Here is a 20,020-nt window from a genome sequence, read left to right on the forward strand (position 1 = left end):
CGCGCCCGGTAGGACATGCCCGACTTCCACATCCCCAACGACCCGCAGTGGCAGTGGGCGTACGACCTGATCCTCGTCGCCGTCGGCGAGGAGTACCCGAAGGCCGATCCCACCGCCCTGCGGGCCATGGGCGACGAGCTGTACGCGCTCAGCAGCACCATCCTCAACGGGATGGGCGCGACCGCCAACCTCGGCTACGGGCTGGCCGGGAGCCTGTCCGGCCCGGCGATGGACGCGTTCCAGCAGTACCAGGTCGGGATCACCAAGAACGTGCCGGCCGGCGGCAACATCGCGCTGGCGCTGGGCGGGTCCGCCTACAACTTCGCGCTGGACTCGGAGAACACGCAGTACAACATCGTCATCGCGGCCTTCACCCAGGTCGTGGAGATCGCCATCGCGCTGGCCTCCGGCTTCGGCGCGGCGGCGGTGCCCGCCCTGATCAAGATCGGTCAGGAGATCGTCGGGGCGCTGATCAGCCTGTTCCGCCAACGGCTGCGGAACATGCTGATGCGGCTGGCCTGGGAGGCGTTCCAGGAGGGCCTGGAGGAGCTCTGGCAGAGCGCCGCCGCCCAGGTCACGCAGATCATCGAGGGCAACCGCAAGTCCCTGGACTACAAGGACCTGGCGATGGCGTTCGCCGGTGGCGCGTTCATCGGCGCGGGCGTCAGCGGCGTGCAGATGATCGGCGGCAAGTTCTTCCCGAAGATCAACAACAGCGTCCTGTCACGGGAGGGCCTGTCGGCGCTCGCCGAGACGCTGTTCGAGGGCCTGTTCACCATGATGGTCGGCGGCGGCGGCTTCAACCCGTGGGCCACCATGAGCTCGTCGATGATCGGCGGGATGGCCCACCACTACGCCACAGTGGTCGGCCAGAGCTACGGTCCGGGCGCCGGTGCCGGTGCGCCACCGCCGACGATCGAGACGAAGAACCTCACGACGACCGCTCCCACGCCGCCGCCCACGGCCGTGGACGGACCACCCGTTCCCCCGCCCGTCGGCTCCTCCGCCGGCCCGGGCAGTCAGGTCGGCGGCCCGGGTCCGCAGCCCTCGGCCGGCCCGGTCGCCGGAGGCGGTGCCGGTCAGGGGTCGGGCCAGGGCGATGCCGGGAGTCAAGGGCCGGCGCATCAGGGCTCCGGGGACCACGGCGCAGGCAGCCAGGGTACCGGTCAGGGCAGCGCCGGAAGCACCGCTCCGGGCAGCCAGCCGCCCGGGGGCCAGACAGCGGGCGGTCAGACCTCGGGCGGTCAGACTCCGGGCGGTCAGACTTCCGGTGCTCAGACTCCCGGCGGTCAAACCCCGGGCGGTCAGACCGCGAGCGGTCCAGCCGCGGATGGTCAGACCGTCGGTGGTCAGGTCCGTGACGGGTCGCAAGCGGGCGTACCGAACGGCAGCACGAGCCCCGACGGCGTCGGAGGTCAGACCACGAGCGGGCCCGGCACGGCCGGTCCGGGCACCGGCGCCGACCCACGTGGGGCCGGCGGTGTCGCCACGGGGCCGGCCCCGGCCGCAGGCGTCGAGGCCACGACCCCGCGCGCCGACTCGACGGGTACGCCGGGCGGCAGCCCGGCGAGCGCCGGCACCGGTACGCCCACGACCGGCATCCCGGCAGCGGGCGCCGACGTCGCCGCGCCCTATGGCGGCGGACTTCCCGGCTTCGACACTCCGACGTCGAGCGGCGGGACAGCCGGTGTCCACACCCCGGCACCCGCGACCTCGCCCGCCACCACTGCCGATCCGGCGGCCGTCCCGTCCGGCCCCGCACCGTCCACCGCCACACCGAGCGCAGGCACACCGACAACCACCACGCCTGGCACAGCCACACCGAGCACCGGCACCGCGAGCACCACCGCACCGCCGACCACCGCCACGCCGAGCACAGCCGCATCGAGCACCGGCACCGGCATGCCGTCTACGAGCACGCCGTCGACCAGCCCACCAACCAACGTGCCGAGCACCGGCACGTCGACCACGAGCACACCGACCGCCGGTGCGCCGTCGTCGAGTTCGACCACCAGCGGCCAGCCGACCGCTCCCCCACGCGACGTCGCCGGGGCCGCACCACCGCCACCACTGGCGCCTGTCGACGGCATCTCAGTCGACGGTCCGGCCGTGGTCGCCTCCCCGGCCACCGATCCGGGTGTCGGCACGCCGTCCACAGGGGAGCAGGCGGTCGCGGTACCACGCCCGACCACCGACGCCACGACGGGCGACGACCACTCGGACGCCTCGGTGGACGCCACCGGCCGCGACACGGTGGCGGACCACGCCACGGACACGAGCGCCGTCGACATCGCGCCGACGCCGGACGGACCGACGGCAGGGCGGGACGACACCTCCGAAACCACGCCGGACGGGTCGCGAAGCGTGCAAGCGCCACTCGCCGTCGCGGATCCTCTCGCGCCCACCCGGGCCGAGCCGAGCCCGCAGTTCCGGCAGGCCAAGGCGAGCGCGGAACCGAAGCGGCTGCGCACCGAACGGTACGTGCCCTGGAAGGACACCGTCGTCCCCGGCACGCACCTGCTGCGCGGCGAGATCACGACTATCGACTTCACCACCCGGGAGTTCACCGCCGACGGCAGGGACTACCGGTCGTTCGACGTACACCTGGATCTTGTCTCGAAGAACGACCAGATGTCCCCCCGGGAGTTGCGGGACTTCGCGGCGGCGGTGCAGCGCACCGTCGACGACATGGTCAACGGCCGGTACACGCTGCCCGACGGCCGGCTGCTGCACATCGACCTGGTCGTCGACACCCCGCCGTGGCGCGACGGCATGACCAGGGACTGGCAGGCCGACCCGCGGCGCAACCCGCCGGTCGAGGTGACCTCGGAGACCGGGGTCAGCACCGACCAGCACCTGTGGAACACCGGCGACCGACTGCCCGTGATGGTGCACGAGGTGATGCACTACCTGGGGGCGAAGGAGGGTCACCAGGCCTCCGAGCACCTGTTCACGACAGTCGACCGCCCGGGGGTGATGGGCCTCGAGGTCGGCGCCCTGCCGACGTCGTCGGATCAGGCCGCGGCCTCGGCCGGGCCTACCGGCTATCTCACCGCGCAGGATCTGGCGACGATCCACGACGCCGCGCTGACCGCCGGCCCGGTGCGCGACCTGCCGGTGCCGCAGACGGCGCACGACCAGACGCCGGACCCGCGTCCGCATCCGCAGATCCCGTCCCGCGCCCCGGCCCCGCCTCCACCACCGCCACCACCGCCCGGCATGACGGGCATGCCGCCACCACCGCCACCTCCGCCCGGTATGCCGGGCATGCTCCCACCGCCACCACCGCCGGGCATGCCGCCACCGCCGTCGGCCGGTCCCACGACTCAGGCCGTCGACCTGACCCCGACGGACCTCTCACCCGCCACGCTGCGGCACCGCGACCCGAGGCCCTCGCCCACCCCCGTCGGCCAGAGGCTGAACGAGAAGTACGACGTCGTGCACGTCGTGGACCAGGGGTCACCCGGTCTGGGCCACCAGGCAGCGACGATCGCGATGCTCGACGGGCTGGCCGCCACCGGCTACCGGGGCACGGTCGTGCTCACCTATCCCGGCAACAAGACGCCCTACTACGCCGAGCAGCTCGGCCGGCAGCAGGAGTTCGAGACCCCGGCGGGCTCGTACGACCTGTTCCACCGGGAGTGGACCGGCCACCGCGGTGGGATGGACGTCGTCATGCGACCGCAGGCGCCGCCCGGCACGCGTGAGGTGGCCTGGAAGACGACGGAGTGGCCCGGCGCGCCACGGGCCAAGGCGTGGCAGGTGGCCCGGCAGGAGGAGTTCCGGGACAAGAAGATCCGCGAACAGAACCACACCCAGAGCCTGCGCCTGGACGAGGTCGGCAGCAGGCTGCTCCCCGAGGGTGACGTGCTGACCGTGCTGCCGGCCGTCGACGTACCGAAGAACGACGACGGCTCGGAGTGGACCGCGGAGCAGAAGCAGGAGTGGTTCCAGCAGGCGTGGGCCGGTCCGCTGCGCGACGCCGCCGGTGGCAGGGACCACGACGTCGTCACGCTCCAGCCGTTCCTGTGGGACCAGTTCCCCCGGCAGGTCCGCAGCGCCGACGGGACGATCACGGATCTCGACCGGGCCTCGACCGGGGTGCCGGCCTACCGCCCTCCGCAGCCCACCGATCTGCCGCCCGCCCGGGACGTCATCACCGCCACCGGCATTCCCGGGGCCGACGACCTCGCGACAGTGGTCGACGACGACGCCACCGACGTGGTGCTCGTCTACTACGGCGACACGCCTGACACTCCCCCGCACCAGGAGGTCGTCGACCGGCTGGCCGCCGCCGCCCGGCCCGACCGGAAGACCGTCGTCCTGGTGCTCGGCAACGACAAGCGTGTCCTCACCACGAGCAACACCGACGTCCACGTCGCCGCGCTGCCCCGTGTCACACCGGAGCAGATGGCCGGGCTCCAGGGCCGGGCCACGCTCGTGGTCACCGAGGGCGCGAACACGTGGCAGGAGGCGCTCACGGCGGGCAAGCCCACGCTCTCGGTGACCGGGTCCGCGGGTGACACCCGGCCGTGGGATCACGAGCCCGCGTCGGTCCGGAACGACGACTCCGCCCGGGGCGGCCACGACCTGCTCGTGAACGCGTCGGAGTACCTTCGGCACGGCGGTGATCCGACCGCGGTGCGGGACTTCGTCCAGGACGACGGCGGCGGCGGTGTCCGCACGTACTTCGACGGGTGGCGGGACGCCCTCGGCCAGACCGGCTCCGACCAGGTCGATCAGGCCCTCGCCACGGTCACCGGCCTGCCGCTGGACCCGGACGCCCGCCCGCGCACGGACGCCGCGCCGGGCGCTCCCCCGGTCGACAACACCTTGCGCGTCCCGGGAGTCCCGCCGCCCCGGCTCGCCGCGCCCAAGACCCGCGACGAGATCGCACAGGCACGGGCCGCGCAGCGGGACACCGCGCCGCGCCGGGTCGCGAACACCAGCGCGTACGACGTCATCGATCGTGGGCTCCATCCCGACACCCGCGTGCCCGAGGTGGTCGCGCGCTCGTACGAGCAGGCCGGCCTGACCGTTCCGGCGGGCGACCGGCCCCGCCTGCGCCTCGACGCGGTGGACAACCGCATCGCGTACGACCATCGGGTGCTGGACCTCGGCGACCGCAACGTGCAGGACTTCACGGTCAAGGTCTTCCTGGACGCCCGGGACGACGCGGCGGCGGATGCCCGACCGGACGTGGAGACCCGGGTACGCGACGCGGTCGACGCGATCTACAACCAGGGCTTCCGGATCGGCGCCGATCAGCTCAACGTCACAGTGGAGTTCGTGACCCGGCCGAGCGAGGCGCACGCCGTCGTGGCGCTGCACGGCACCCCGTCACCGACCACCCAGACCACCTGGTCGACGCACTCCTCCGACCTCGACCTCGCGCACGAGATCGGGCACTTCCTCGGTCTGCGCGACGAGTACTCGGTGGCGGACCGCGCCCTGGACGGCACCTTCGTCAAGGGCGACAACTCGCTGATGGCGACCACCACGCGGCAGCCCGGCAACGATCCGCGGTTGCTGGCGCGCAACGTCCACCGGATCGCCGGTCAGCAACGCGACGTGCTCTCGCCCGACCGTGGCGGGCTGCCGCCCCGGGCGGCGCCGGTCCGCTTCCAGCCGGTACGGGTGCCCGGCGGCCGCAACGCGCGGTTCGACGAGCTGACCCGGCACACCCGCGACGTCGGTCCGGGCAACTACCGGCAGGAGACGGCCGACCTCAAGGACGACGGCGCGCCCATCGGGTTCGTCGTCAACTCGATGCTGCCCGCCGACGACGTCGACCAGATCCCCGAGGTGGTCCGCGCCATCACCGAGGGACTCGCCCCGGGCACCACCGTCGCGTTCGTCTTCGGCGTCAACACCACCGCCGAGGTGCCCGACCTCGCCTTCCGGGACGCGGTCGCCCGGGCCGCCCGGCTCGCCGAGAGCCTCGACGTGCCGGTGGCGGTCAACGGCTACGCGGTCGGGACGAAGAACGACAAGTTCCCGTACGGCCGGACCCGCAACCAGGTGCTGCGCGACCCCGACACGGTGGCGGCGATCCAGGGCCTCGCGCAGGGCGGACCGGACGGCGAGGCCCGGCGCTACCCGTACGTGTCGATCCAGGACTTCGACAGGGGTGCCCGGACGACGGCCGACGACACCCACGTCTTCGACCGCATCGACCGCCGGACCCGCTTCGACCCGGAGTCGACCGGACCGCAGGACGCGCCACCGGCCCGCCCTTTGATGATCTCCGGCGGCTACCGTGTCGGCGACACCGAGGAGCTGATCCGGCGTACCCGGGAGCGGCTGGAGCGACGCGCACGCGACCACCAGGCGAGGATCGCCGACCTCCCCGCGGGCACCGAACGCACGACCGAGCGGCAGAAGCTGGCCGCCTTACGCAACGGCCTCGCCAAGCTCGACACGCAGGCCGGCCGGGACGCCTTCGTCCGGGACTTCACCACCGCCGTGGACGAGGACATGCGGTCCCGGGACCGGCAGGCCACGGTCCACCCGATGCTGCCGTACTCGCCGGAGCCGAACCTGTTCGTCGACGGCCTGCTCACCCTGGGCCGGCCCGAGGTCCGGTTCGGCGAGGCGGGCGCGGAGTTCCTCCTGCTGGCCGAGAGCCTGCACCAGGCGTACGGCGAGGAGCTGGCCGTCGCCCACGGCGCGGCGACGCCGGCCGGCCTGCCGGCGGACGTCCTCACCGTCGACGTCCAGGTCGACTCGCAGAACAACAGGCATCCCGACCGCGACCTGGCCTTCATGACGGACTTCGTGGGCGCCGCCACGCCCACCGACCTGTCCCGGCTCGCGGCCGACTTCGCCGTCGGCAACTTCCTGCCGCAGTCGCACGCCGTGCCGACGAACGTCAACCGGCAGCTGTTCTACACCGAGGGCACCGGCTTCAAGGAGTACCGGGCCGAACTGCGCAAGCCCGCAGTCGCCGCCCCGAAGCCGTTCGCCGCGCCCACCGACCTGGTGCCCGGCCCGTCGTGGACGTGGCAGGAGACGCTCACGCCGCAGCAGCTGCGGCAGCTCGGCGCGCAACCACACAACAGGTACGTCACCGCCGTCTCCGTCCCGGCGCCGGAGGCCGCCCCGGCGCCGGACGGGCCGCCCGAGGTCGATCCCGACCTGGACCCGGCGCGGCCGGCCCGGACCGTCGGCCTGCCGAACAGCCAGCGCCTCGTCGCCGCGCACCTCGTGGCGACGTCGAACGACTCCGGAACCATCCAGCAGGAGTTCGCCGCCGCCACCGCCATCGCCGACCGTGGCGAGCTCGGCCGGCAACCGGGGTCCCTCTACGACGCGATCGCCGACGGCCTGCCCGGGAGCGACGCGGACGCCCTGCGGATGAGCACCCTGCACGCCGGCCGGGACACGATGAGTCTCGACGAGGCCGCGGCGATGCGGCAGCGCAACCCGTACGACAACGGCCACTTCGTCCGGGCCGTGCTCGCCCCCGACCCCGGGGAGCGACGCCGCGACACGCCGGTCGACGACGCCGAACGGCAGCGCATCGCCAACGCGCACGACGTGGTCGAGTTCGCCGCCGCCCGCGGCACCCAGGTGCACCTCGTCGTGTACGACGACCCGGCCGGGACGCCGCGCGACTACCCGGTGGTCGGCGCCCGGCCGCGGGGCCGGCTGGAACTGGTCCGCACGATCGACCCGGCGGGTCGCGTCACCTACGCGCCCCACGTGGCAGCGTCGACGACCTCGACGAGCGACACCGGCGGCGACGACGACTCCGACGGCGGCAGCGACTCCGGCGGCTTCGACCTGTTCGGCGACGGCGGCGACGACGACGTCGGCGGCTTCGCCGGCTTCGGCGAGCACGACAGCGACAGCGACGACGGTGACAGCAGCGGCGTCCACGACAGCGACGACGGCCCCGGCACGCCCGACGACCCGGCGAGCCCGCCGGCCGACAGCCCGGCCACCCGGTCGACCGACGAGGACGGCACCGCGGCCGAGACCACCACCACGGAGGACACCCCGGGCGAGACCAGCGCCGAGAGGGACACCGCACGAGAGACCGCCGCGGAGGAGGCCGCCGCGCGGGAGACCACAGAGGGCGGGACGGCCACCTCGTCGGCCACCGGGACCGCCGCGCCGCTGCCGTCGCCCGACGCGGTACGCCGGGGCCTGGCGTCGTACCTGCGGGACAGCCGCACCCTCGGCCTCGCCGAACAGTTACGCGCCACCGAGAACGCGGCGCTCGGCGCGGCGCTGCGGACCCTCGACCCCGGCCTGTCCGACGACGTGGTCGCCACCGTGGAGGCGGACAGCCGCGACGACGTGGATCAGTTCCTCGGCGAGGGCCGCCCGTACCCGGTGACCATCGGCGGGCGCCCGGCGGAGCTGCGGGTCACCGCCGTCCTCGACTGGGACGCGCTCACAGTGGACCGGGCCCACGACGACCCGCACAAGGTCACCGCCAAGACCCGGGAGAACCTCACCCACAAGCTGCGCCACAACCGGGACCGGCGGGTCGAGCCGAAGGTGACTGTCACCGCGGTGCCCGGTGTCGTCGTCGGCGTCGGCGGCTCGGTGCCGACGGCGCCGGTCACCGAGCACTCCGCCGACCACAAGGACACCTACACGTCCACCACCACGGTCAAGGTCACCGGGCTGACCGAGGTGACGGTGCCGATCCGGTTCGTCGCCAGGCTCGTGCGGCCCGGCCGTCCCGCCGTCGACCCGGTCGAGACGTCGGGCACCGTCGCTCTCGCCGTACACACGGGGTTGCGGCCGGCGGACGCGACAGCGCCGGCCGCCGCGGACCGTGCGCTCGGCGCGCCGGTGCCGGACCGGTTCGGGGTGGAGAGCGTCCGGAGCCGGCCGGCCGATCCGGACGCCACGTTCTTCGACCAGGTGGAGGCGATCCTCGCCGAGGACGGCATGGCCGACCTCGTGCGGATCGGCGCGCCCGGCCGCCCGGTGATGCAGAAGCTGCTCAGCGACGCGACGTTCTCCGGCAGCCTGCCGACGATGGTGGTCACCGACCCGGCGAACGCCCACGACGGCTGGGTGCGGTCGGGTTCGCTGCCGCGCGCCGCCCGCACCGGCTGGCGGCGGTTCTTCCCGGGCCGCGCCCGGCAGGTCGAGGTCCGCCTGGTCGCCCGGCGCGTCGAGGAGGTGGAGCGGGTCGACGGGCTCACGCACGTCGACACGTCCGCGCTCGCCGCCGAGAGCACGAGCGCCGCCGCCACCAAGCGGCCGTTCGGTCTGTGGGGCCTCGCCGGCGCGGGTGTGGACACCGCGCCGCTGAGCCTGATCGTCGGGCCGCGGATCGGCGGCGGCCGGGAGCGTGGCGCCACCCGGACGATCGCCGAGCGGACCGGCGGCAAGCAGACGGTGACCGGCACCGCGCCGGGCGTCCGCTACCGGGTCGAGTACGGCGTCCAGGTGCGCGTCCTGGGCCGCGCGCCGCGGATGCTGTCCGGCTCCGTCGACGCGCTCCAGTGGACCACCGGCGACCGGCTGCCCGGCACCGCCCTCGACCCGGACGGCCGGGAGTGGCGCGGACGGCGCGGCGCCGACCGGACCCACTTCGCACCGGCGCGCATCGAGCGGGGCGAGTCGTTCGGTGGCGCGTACCTGACCCGGGTCGGCGACCGGGGCCTGTACGAGACGGTCGCCGAGGCGGTGCGGTCGGTGCCCGGCCACGACCGGTTCCGCCTGGCCACCCGCGACGAGATGCTGCGGCACTTCGGCGACGCGCAGCTCGCCGACGGGCTGACCCCCGAGATCCAGGCCGCGCTGAGCCGCGACACGGACCTGCGGACCCAGCTCTCCCCCGACCAGTTGCGCCACCTGGCGGACCGGATCGTCGGCCCCGGGCTGAAGATCCCGCTGATCCGCACCGGTACGTTCCACGACCACGTCACCGTGGTGACCGTCCAGGGCAGCCTCCGCGACGTGTCCGACGGCGACCTGCTCGGCCACGACAAGATCGGCACCGCCGACAAGCGGACCGCCAGGTCCACGGTGACCAGCGCCCGCGACGACAGCCGGTCGGCCGAGCTGAGCCTGGAGCCCCGCGTCCTGGGCCCGCTCGGCCAGGCCGCGTCGACGCTGCTCGGCGGCCCGCGCGCCGCGTTCACCTGGGGCACCACCGACGAGAGCGCCGTCACCGGCGGGCAGTCCACCGAGAGCGACCACGGACCGGCGCTCGACGACGAGGGCAAACCCACTGAGGTACGGCTGCGCGAGTTCGCCGCCACCCTCGACCTCACCGTGAGCACCCGGTCCACGGTGCGGGTCAACCAGGCGGGACGGCAGCTGTCGTTCGGGGCGTACGGCCGGGGTGTGCCCGCCGTCGTCGCCGCGTCCGAGACGCGGCCCCGGACGAACCGCCTCGACGTGCGCATGCTCGTGCCGGAGACGCGCGTCTCCCGGCAGCGCCCGGACGCCGAGGCCAGCCCGGTCCCCCGCGACGTGGAGAGCATGGCGTACCCGCCGCCGCTGAGCCGGATGACCGGCGGGCCGCACGACCTCGACGGACGCCGGGTGGAGTCGTTCGTCGGCGCCGACCGGTTGCAGGAAGCAGTGGTCGAGACGCTGCGCGAGGCCGCCCGGGACGACATCTACGCCGCCGAGGACGGCCTGATCTCCACGGTGATCGCCGACGAGCTGTCACCCGAGCGCCTCACCGGTGACGCCGAGCTGTTCAGCCGCCCGCTGGCGCTGAGCAACCTGTGGCACGGCCGCCGGGCCGCCGACGCTCGCGCCGACGTGCGGGTACGGCTGCGCCCGACCAACCCGACGGTGCTCGACGGCGCCGAGTTCGCCCGCGTCAAGCGGACCTTCGCCAGCGGCACCGCCCGCAAGACCACTCACGCGCGCGCGGTCGAGCTGAGCGTCTCCGCCACCGGCGTCGCGTCGGGCAGCGGGCCGGTCGCCGACCACGGCGGCAGCACCGGCCGGCCCGGCGGCGCCGTCATCCTGTCCGTCACGCCGTGGCGGCGGGCGTGGGGCCGGATCAGCGAGCGCAGCGCCTCCGGGGTCTCCAAGCTGCGCCTCGGCGGTGGCCGGGCCGAACGCGAGCTGCTGGTACGGGTGGACGTCGAGGCCGAGGTGGTCGCCGAGGCCCGCCACGACAGCAACCTGCGTCCGCTGGGCCGCTGGCCCGGCACACCGGCCCGGCGGGCCGGCCGGCGGCTCACCCTGCCCGGCGCGGTCGTCATGCGGATGACCCCGGCGGAGCTGAAGCGACTCCAGGACCGGGACCGTGCCCGCCGGCACGGCACCGCCGACGTGCGGCTGCACCTGCGGCACGCCGAGAACACCGAGACGCTCCGCGCCGGCCAGCGCGAGCAGGTCGCCCGGCTCAGGCGCGAACAGGCCACGGAACTGGCGAACCTGCTGCGGCGGCAGCACGCCCGCCCGGACGCCGGCCCCGCCCAGCAGCAGGAACGCGAAGAGCTGGCCGCGAAGCACGAAGCGGACACGGCCGCGCTGCTGGCGAAGCAGGATCAGGAGCGCGCCGAGCAGGCCGAGCACCAGCAGCGGGAACGCGACCTGGTACGCGAGGCGCAGCAGCGGCAGAACGAGGACGCGGCCGGCCCCGGCGCACCGGCCCACGCGGCACAACCCGAGTTCCGGGCCGGACCGGACCGGTCCCTCGGCATCGGCGGCGTCACCACCCACCTCGACCTCACCGACCGCATCCCGCACCTGCGGCGTGCCCTGGCCCGCGAGTCGAGCGAGGAACTCGCCCAGGCGATCCTGCCGCCCACCCGGGACCGCAGCCCGGACGACCCGATCCGAGGGCTCGGCAGCACCGGTTTCCTCGGCGCCGCCCACCTGCACCTGGCCGACGCCCTCAACGGCGGCCGGAGCGAGACGGTACGGCTGGAGCGGCGGTTCCGGGGCGCCACGTACCACGTCACGCTCACCGCCGAGCCCGCGGGAGAGCCGAGCTTCACCGGCATCGACCTGGTCGACGAGTTGTCCGTCACCGACCGCGCTGTCGTCGGCGAGGCGCAGACCCGTACCACCTCGCAGACGGCGGCGCAGGTCACGCTGACCGGGCGGGCGCAGGGCACCGAGACCGACCGGGTCCAGGACGACGCCACCCGCACCACCGGGCACGGCCCGGCCTCCGGCACCGTCGCCGCCGGCCTGACCGGCACCGCCGCCCTCGGTAACCGGGCCACCAAGGCGATCGAGCGCACCGCCCGCACGTACGAGCAGTCGCTGACCGTCTCCGGCCCGGTGGCCACGTACCGCGGGCCGGTCCGCCTCACCGTCACCGTCACCGGGCGCGGGCTGCCCGAGGGCGGCGTGTCGGTCCACGCGGTCCACGACGTCACCACGTACTCGGCGACCGAGGGCCGGGAACTGGCCACGTCCGGCCCGGTCACACCGGTTCCCGCCGGGCAGACCACCGACGAGGGCCGGCGGCGATGGCGCGAGGAGGCCGGGTTCGACCGGCTGCCCGAGCCGGGCCGGTTCGCCGTCGAGGACGTCCTCGTCGACCTGTCCGACCTGCACGACGCGGCCCGGCAGGCGCTCGTCGCCTCCGGCGCCGCACCCGGCCGGGACGTCGACGCGGCCCTGCGCGACACGCTGACGGTGAGCCGGATCAAGGCGCTGCCGGCGATGCTGACCGGCGCGTACCCGCTGCCGATGCCGGCCGGGCTGGGCCGCGACCTGTTCCTCGACGCCCGCCTGGTGGCCCGCCCGAAGCTCCTGCGCGCGGACGCCACAGTGAAGATCGGCGGCTCGGCGAAACGCGCCGCGGACACCGAGTACGAGCAGACCGCCGGACGTTCGTTCGCGCTGAAGACGGCCGGGCCGCTCGTCGTCGGCGGCGTCGGCCATCCGGGCGGCGCGAGCACTGTGGGCGAGCGGCAGGAGTTCGCCGCCGTCAACGCGGCCACGCTGGTCGAGCAGCAGCTCTACCGGACCGACCCGGGCGCCCAGGTGAAGGACGAGGGCAAGGTCTCGGCCAGCACGACCGGCAAGCCGGCCCGGCGCACCGACCCGGACGACAAGCTCACCGCGGCGGTCGAGTACGACGTCGAGTTCCGTTTCGTCGCGCGTTCCCGCGACGCGGCCGGCAGGCACCGGGCCGGCACGGAGGTCCGGGTGCCCGGCGGCTTCGTCGTCCGGCTGGACGAGGCGGCGGCCCGGGACGTCACCGGCCGGGACCTCCCCCCGGGTCTGCGTACGTCGGCGCTCGCCGTCGCCGACGCGGCGAAGAAGCTGTCCACCGCAGCGGCCCGCCTGGACGGGCTGACCTCCCGGGCCGACGCGGACCCGGACGCCGTCGCCGCTGCCGAGCGGGCCCTGACGGACGCCGAGAACGCCTGGTGGGACGCCTACCGTGCGCACGAGGCAGAGGTGGCCCCGCCACCACCGGCCCCGGCCCCGCCGGTGGACGTGCCCGCCGCCGAGGTGGCGACGCCCACCGCGCAGGCGCCCGTGGTCGGCGACCCGGTCGACGTCACCACCGGCCGGGTCCTCTACACCGAGGTCGACGCCCGGCTGCCGGGGCTCACCCTGGAACGGACCCACCGCTCCGACTACCGGTGGGGCCGCTGCTTCGGCCCCACCTGGGCCTCCACGCTGGACCAGCGCGTCGTCACCGACGACACGTACGCGCGGTTCCTGGCCGCCGACGGCTCCATCCACACGTACCCGATGCCGGCCGAGGGCGACGAGGCGCTGCCGGTCGCCGGCCCGGGCGGGCCGCTGCGCCGGCTGACCGGCGGCGGCTGGCTGCTCACCGAGCCGGGCCGCTCGCTGCTGTTCGCGCCCGCCGACGCCCACGGCGACTCCTGGCTCACCGACGTGGTCACCGACCGCACCGGGTGGCGGATCGAACGCTCCGCCGACGGCACGCCAGACCTGCTGCTCTCCGCGTCCGGCCTCGTCGTGGTGCCGCACCTGGCCGGCGGCCTGGTCGTCGGCGCGCACGTCCGCGCCGCCGACGGCACCGTCCACCTGCCCTCCTTCGGCTACGACGAGCGGCGGCGCCTGGTCGAGGTCCGCAACTCCTCCGGCCACGGGACGCGGCTGCGCTACGACGAGGCGGGCCGGCTCGTGCGCTGGCAGGACCGCAACGGCGAGTGGTTCGGCTACGACTACGACGAGGCGGGCCGCTGCGTGCGGGCCGGCGGCGGCGGTGACGTCCTGCGCTACTCCCTGCGGTACGACGACGGCGTCACGCACGTGACGAACTCGCTGGGCCGGGTGACCCGGTACGAGTTCGACGAGCGCCACCTGGTCACCGCGATCGTCGACCCGCTGGGCGGGACGGTCCGGCAGGAGTGGGACGCGGCGCACCGGCTGCTGTCGCGCACCGACCCGCTCGGTCGCGTCACCCGCTTCGACCACGACGCGCGCACGCTCACGCTCCCGGACGGCTCGACCCACCCGGTCCCGCCGCGCCCGCCCGCGCACGCGGACGACATCGAGTTCGACGCGCTCGGACGGGTCCGGGCGACCCGGGACCCGGACGGCGCTGTCACGACGTACGGCTGGACCGCCGAGGGGGATCTCGCGTGGCGGGTCCGCCCGGACGGCTCCACGCAACGGTGGTTCTACGACGGTGAAGGGAATCTGGTGGACGTCATCGACGCATCAGGAAGGGCGGTGAGCTTCGAGTACGGCCCCTTCGATCTACCCACGGCACGGGTGGATCAGGCGGGGAACCGCACCGAGTTCACGTACGACACGGAACTACGGCTCGTCGGGGTGACGAATCCGGCGGGCCGGACGTGGCGCTACGAGTACGACGCGGCCGGCCGCCTGTGCGGGCAGACCGACTTCGACGGCCGTACCCAGCGCTACGAGCACGACGAGGCGGGCCGGCTGGTCGCGCACACCGACGCCGCCGGCACCGTCACCCGCTACCGCTGGGACGCGCGGGGCCGGGTCGTCGAACGCCGGGTCGGCGACGCCGTCACCCGCGTCGAGTACGACGCCGACGGCCACGTGGCAGCAGTGCTCAGCCCGGACGCGCAGGTGCGGTTCACCCGCGACGCCGAGGGCCGGGTGCTGTCCGAGACGATCAACGGCCGGACGGTGCGCACCTCGTACACCGCCTCCGGCGCGGTCGAGGCGCGCACCACGCCGTCGGGCCGGTCGAGCCGCTGGACGTTCGACGCCGCCGGCCGCCCGGAGAGCCTGACCGCCGGGGAGCACCTGCTCGGCTTCACCCACGACGACGCCGGCCGGGAGATCGGCCGGACCGTCGGCGGCCTGGTCGCGCTGCGGCAGACCTTCGACGCGGCCGGGCGGCTCACCGGTCAGCACATCGCCGACGCCGCCGAGCGCCGCTACACCTACGACGCCGCCGACCGGGTCACCGCGATCGCCGACTCGCTCGCCGGTGACCAGTCCTTCACCGCCGACGACACCGGCCGGATCCGGGCCGTCGACAGCGAGGTCCCGCAGCGGTACGACTACGACGAGGCCGGCAACCTGGTCGGCGCCGGTGGCGGGCGCTGGGAGTTCACCGGCACCATGCTCGTGCGCTCCGACGACGCGACGTTCTCCTACGACGCGAAGGGCCGCCTCACCGGCCGGGTCGACGACGCGGGCGCGTGGCGCTTCGAGTGGGACGCCGAGGACCGGATGGTCCTGGCCGTCACGCCCGGCGGCGACCGCTGGCGCTACCGTTACGACGGCTTCGGCCGGCGTATCGCCAAGCAGCGCCTCGGCGACGGCGACCGGGTGCTGGAGGAGGTGTCCTTCGCCTGGTCCGGTGACCTGATGCTGGAGCAGACGCACCGCGACGCCGCCGGCGCCACCACGACGACCACGTGGGACTACCGCCCAGACGCGCCGGTGCCGGTCGCGCAGACCGACGGCGGCACGCTCCGCGCGGTGATCACCGACGGCATCGGCACCCCGACCCACCTGGTCGAGCCGGGCGGCGGGCTGCGCTGGTGGTCGCGGGGCGACCTGTGGGGACGCGGCGCGGACCGGACCGCGACGCCGCTGGCCTTCCCCGGTCAGTACGTCGACGCCGAGACCGGCCTGCACTACAACCGGTTCCGCTACTACGACCCGGCCACCGGCCGGTACGTCAGCCCCGACCCGCTCGGCCTGTCCGGCGGCCCGAACCCGACCGCGTACGTCAGCGACCCGCTGACCGTGGCCGACCCGCTGGGCCTGACCAGTTGCACACCGGCCCCGACCACGCCGCACCCGCTGGCCGCTGTGGAGCCCGCGCTCGCCGCGCCCTCCGACCAGACGCCGAGCAGCCTGCCCACGAACGCGGCACCGCCGCCGCCGAGCGCGCTCTACGGCATGCCGTTCCAGGTGCAGGTCGCCATCCTGGACGAACACGGACGGGTGCTGCGGTACGAGACGCGGATGCGCGACACGCCGTCGCCGCCGCCGGTCTCCACCCCGGCCGGCGCCGTCGGATATCACGCCCGCCAGTGGTTCGACGACGTCGCGCCGGCGTCGCGGGCCGACCTCCAGGATCCGAACTCCGCCGCGTCCCGGAGCTACCAGGAGATCCGCGAAGCGGTGTTCCCGCACATCGGCACGCGGCCCTACACGGGTGTCCGGTCGGACGCGATCGGCCACCAGAACGAACCGCTGGTCGGCGCGCTCAACTACTACAACACCACCACGACCACGCGCCGGGGTGTGACGCGGACGCACATCGGCCTCGGCAACCGGATCGCCGAGGAGCGCGGCGGCGGCCGGCGGACGGCGAGCCAGATCGCCAGGTATCTGCGCGGCCAGATCCGGCTCGACCAGATCGAGTCCGAGGCCGGGCGGGACTTCGCCCGGATCGTGAGTTTCGCGGAGAACGCCCGCGGCTACGAGTCGGAAGTCAACTCGCTGCCCATCGCGCTGGACTACATCGCCCACGCCGAGCGCGGGCGGGACGCCGCCGACCAGTGGCGCGACATCCCGTCGTGGTTCCCCCCGGCCGCGCCGGGATACGCCGGCGACGAGTTCGTGCCCCGCGAGAGCCGGCCCCCGGTGGCGAGCATCATGCCGCGGCAGCGGCCCAACGCGATCACCGACACCGCCCCGTACTACACCGAGACCGAGTTCACCGGCGCGCCCGCGCCGGTGGCGAGTTCGTCGAACGCCCGGATCGTGACAGTCGCGCCGCGCAGCGACAGGTCACGCAGCCCGGAGCGCCGGGGCGGCAGCAGCCGTCGCGGGCGCCACGGCGATCCCCGGTACGGCTTCCAGGGCCCGCAGACCGGCACCACCGACGTCCGGGGCGCGGCCGCGCCGGTCACCGACCCGTTCCGTACCCCGCTCGCCGACCAGTTGACGGCGGCGCAGGGCGACCCGAACGCGCAGGCCCGGATCCTCGACTCGTTCCGGGACCAACTGTCGTACGAGTACACGTTGAACGACGGGTCGACGCTGCGGGTGCTGGCCGCCAACCTGCACGGCGACACCGCCGACACGGACGCGGACCTCGGCACGCTCAACGCCGTCGACCGCGACCACCTGCGCCGGATCAACGACAACCGGGACGCCGGCAGCGTCGCCGCCAACGTCGACTGTGTGCCGCTCACCCTGGCCGTCGACGCGTACCGGCAGACCGGCGCGGTCACCCAGGTGCCGGCGCAGACCCAGCCGATGGAGATCGGCGAGGTCATGAAGCGGTACCCGGGCCGCAGTGTGGACGAGGTCGGCAGCATCCGCGGCCTGATGGAGGCCCTCGGCGCCATGCCGAACGGCACCACCGCGATCGTCGGCCTGCGGCCCGGTGGTCCGGGGACCGTCGGACACGTCATCAACGTGTCGAAGGACGGACAGGGCCGGGTCACGTTCGAGGACGCCCAGGTCCCCGGGCTCGCCACGCTCCCGTCGATCTCCCCCGACGGCTCGGTCGTCGTCATCCGGACCAGCGACCCGGCACCCGGCAGCGACGTCGACATGGCCTCGGTCCGCGACACCGACTCCGACACGGACATGGCCTCCGTCCGCGACGGTGACTCCGACGTCGACATGACGTCGGTCCGCGACGCCGACAGCGACGTCGACATGACGTCGGTCCGCGACGCCGACAGCGACGTCGACATGGCGGACTTCTCGCCGACCACCGAGACGTTCGCCGGTGTGGCGCCGGAGGCGGTGGCGAAGACCACCGCGGAGACGCCGACCGTGGGTGACCCGATCGACGTCACCACCGGCCGGATGATCCTCACCCACACCGACGCGGTCATGCCGGGGCTCACGCTGGAGCGGACGTACCGCTCCGACTACCGGTGGGGCCGATCCTTCGGCCGCGCCTGGGCCTCCACGCTGGACCAGCGGATCATCGTCGACGGCGAGCAGGTCCGGTACCTGGCCGCCGACGGCTCGCTGCTCACCTACCCGCTACCCGCCGAGGGCGAGGTGGCGCAGCCGGAGACCGGCCGGACGCTGCCGCTGCGCCGGCTGGTGGGCGGCGGCTGGCTGCTGACCGATCCGACGTCCGGCCGCAGCCTGCTGTTCGCCGCGGCGTCGCGCACCGAGTCGCTGCTCACCGACGTCACCGACGGCGGCGTCCGCTGGACGATCCACCGCGACCGCCGGGGTACGCCGACGCACCTGCTGTCGTCCACCGGCGCCACCATCGCGTTCACCTCGTCCGCCGGGCTGGTCACAATGATCTCCCTGCCCAACGCGGCCGGTGACCTGATGGCGGCGTCGCAGTTCGGCTACGACGCCGACCTCGACCTGATCGAGGTGACGAACTCCTCGGGCGACCCCGAGCGCTTCACGTACGCCGACGGGCGGCTGGTGCGCTGGGAGGACCGCAACGGCGAGTGGTACACGTACACCTACGACGAGGCCGGCCGGTGCGTCGCCACCGACGGCAGGGGCGGCTACCTGCGCTACCGGTTCGACTACCAGCCGGGCCGCACGGTGGTGACCGACTCGCTCGGCGCGGTGCGCGTCTACGACCTCAACGACCGCTTCCAGGTGGTCGCGGAGACCGACGCGCTCGGCGCGACCACGCGCAACGTCTGGGACGAGGCGTACCGCCTGCGGTCCACGACCGACCCGCTTGGCCGCACCACCACGAGCGAGTACGACGCGCTCGGGCGGCTGGTCGCGGTCGTCCGGCCGGACGGCAGCCGGTCCGTCACCACGTACGACGAACTCGGTCGCGCGGTGTCCTGGACCGACTTCGACGGCAGCACCCGCAACCGCCAGTTCGGCCCGGACGGCCTGCTGATCGCCGAGGTGGACGCCTCCGGTGAGGTGGTCCGGTACGAGCAGCCGGCCGCCGACGGCCGGGGCACCACCACCCACGTCGGACCGACCGCCGTCGTGCACGACCCGGCCCGGCAGATCACCGCGGTGAGCACCGGGCAGGGCGAGACCGAGTACACCTACGACGCGCTCGGCCGCCTGTTCAGCATCCAGGACGACACCGGTCTCACCGAGTTCGGCTGGACGCTGGAGGGTGACCTGGCCTGGCGGGAGAACCCGGACGGCTCGGTCGAGGAGTTCCTCTACGACGCCGAGGGCAACCTGGTCGAGTGGGCCGACGCCGCCGGCCGCCGGACGATCCGCGAGTACGGCGCGTTCGACCTGGTCACGGCCGAGATCGACGACGAGGGCAACCGCACCGAGTACGCGTACGACACCGAACTGCGGCTGGTCCGTGTCACCAACCCGGCGGGCGCGACGTGGAGCTACACGTACGACCCGAACGGCCGGATGGTGTCCGAGACCGACTTCGACGGCCGCACCCAGCGGTACGTCTACGACGCCGCCGGGCAGCTCGTCGAGCGCACCGACGCGGCCGGCGAGGTCACGCACTACACGTACGACCTGCTCGGCCGGGTGGTGGAACGGCGCACCGGCGAGTCGGTGACGCGCTTCGCGTACGACGCCGCGGGCCGGGTCGTCCCCGCCGAGGACGGCCCGCAGGTCCGGCTGGAGCACGACGCCGCCGGCCCGGTGGCGAACGGCGCCACGGTGTCCACCTCGTCCGGCGGTTCCCTGCCGGAACCGCGCCCCGCTCCGGTACCCCGGCGGTGACCCGCCGCCCGCCCCGGCCGTCACGGCGGCCGGGGCGGGC

1 protein-coding gene is annotated in these 20,020 nt (G+C 74.4%); it reads left to right on the top strand.

Annotated features, from left to right (window positions below; all coding sequences use genetic code 11):
* Positions 1 to 15 precede the first annotated feature (15 nt).
* Positions 16 to 19,980, top strand: a complete 19,965-nt coding sequence (locus CLT75_RS11360; RefSeq protein WP_135240770.1) for a DUF6531 domain-containing protein — start codon at positions 16 to 18, stop codon at positions 19,978 to 19,980.
* The last annotated feature ends 40 nt before the right edge of the window (positions 19,981 to 20,020 follow it).

This window comes from Micromonospora sp. CNZ285 (genome assembly GCF_004637285.1).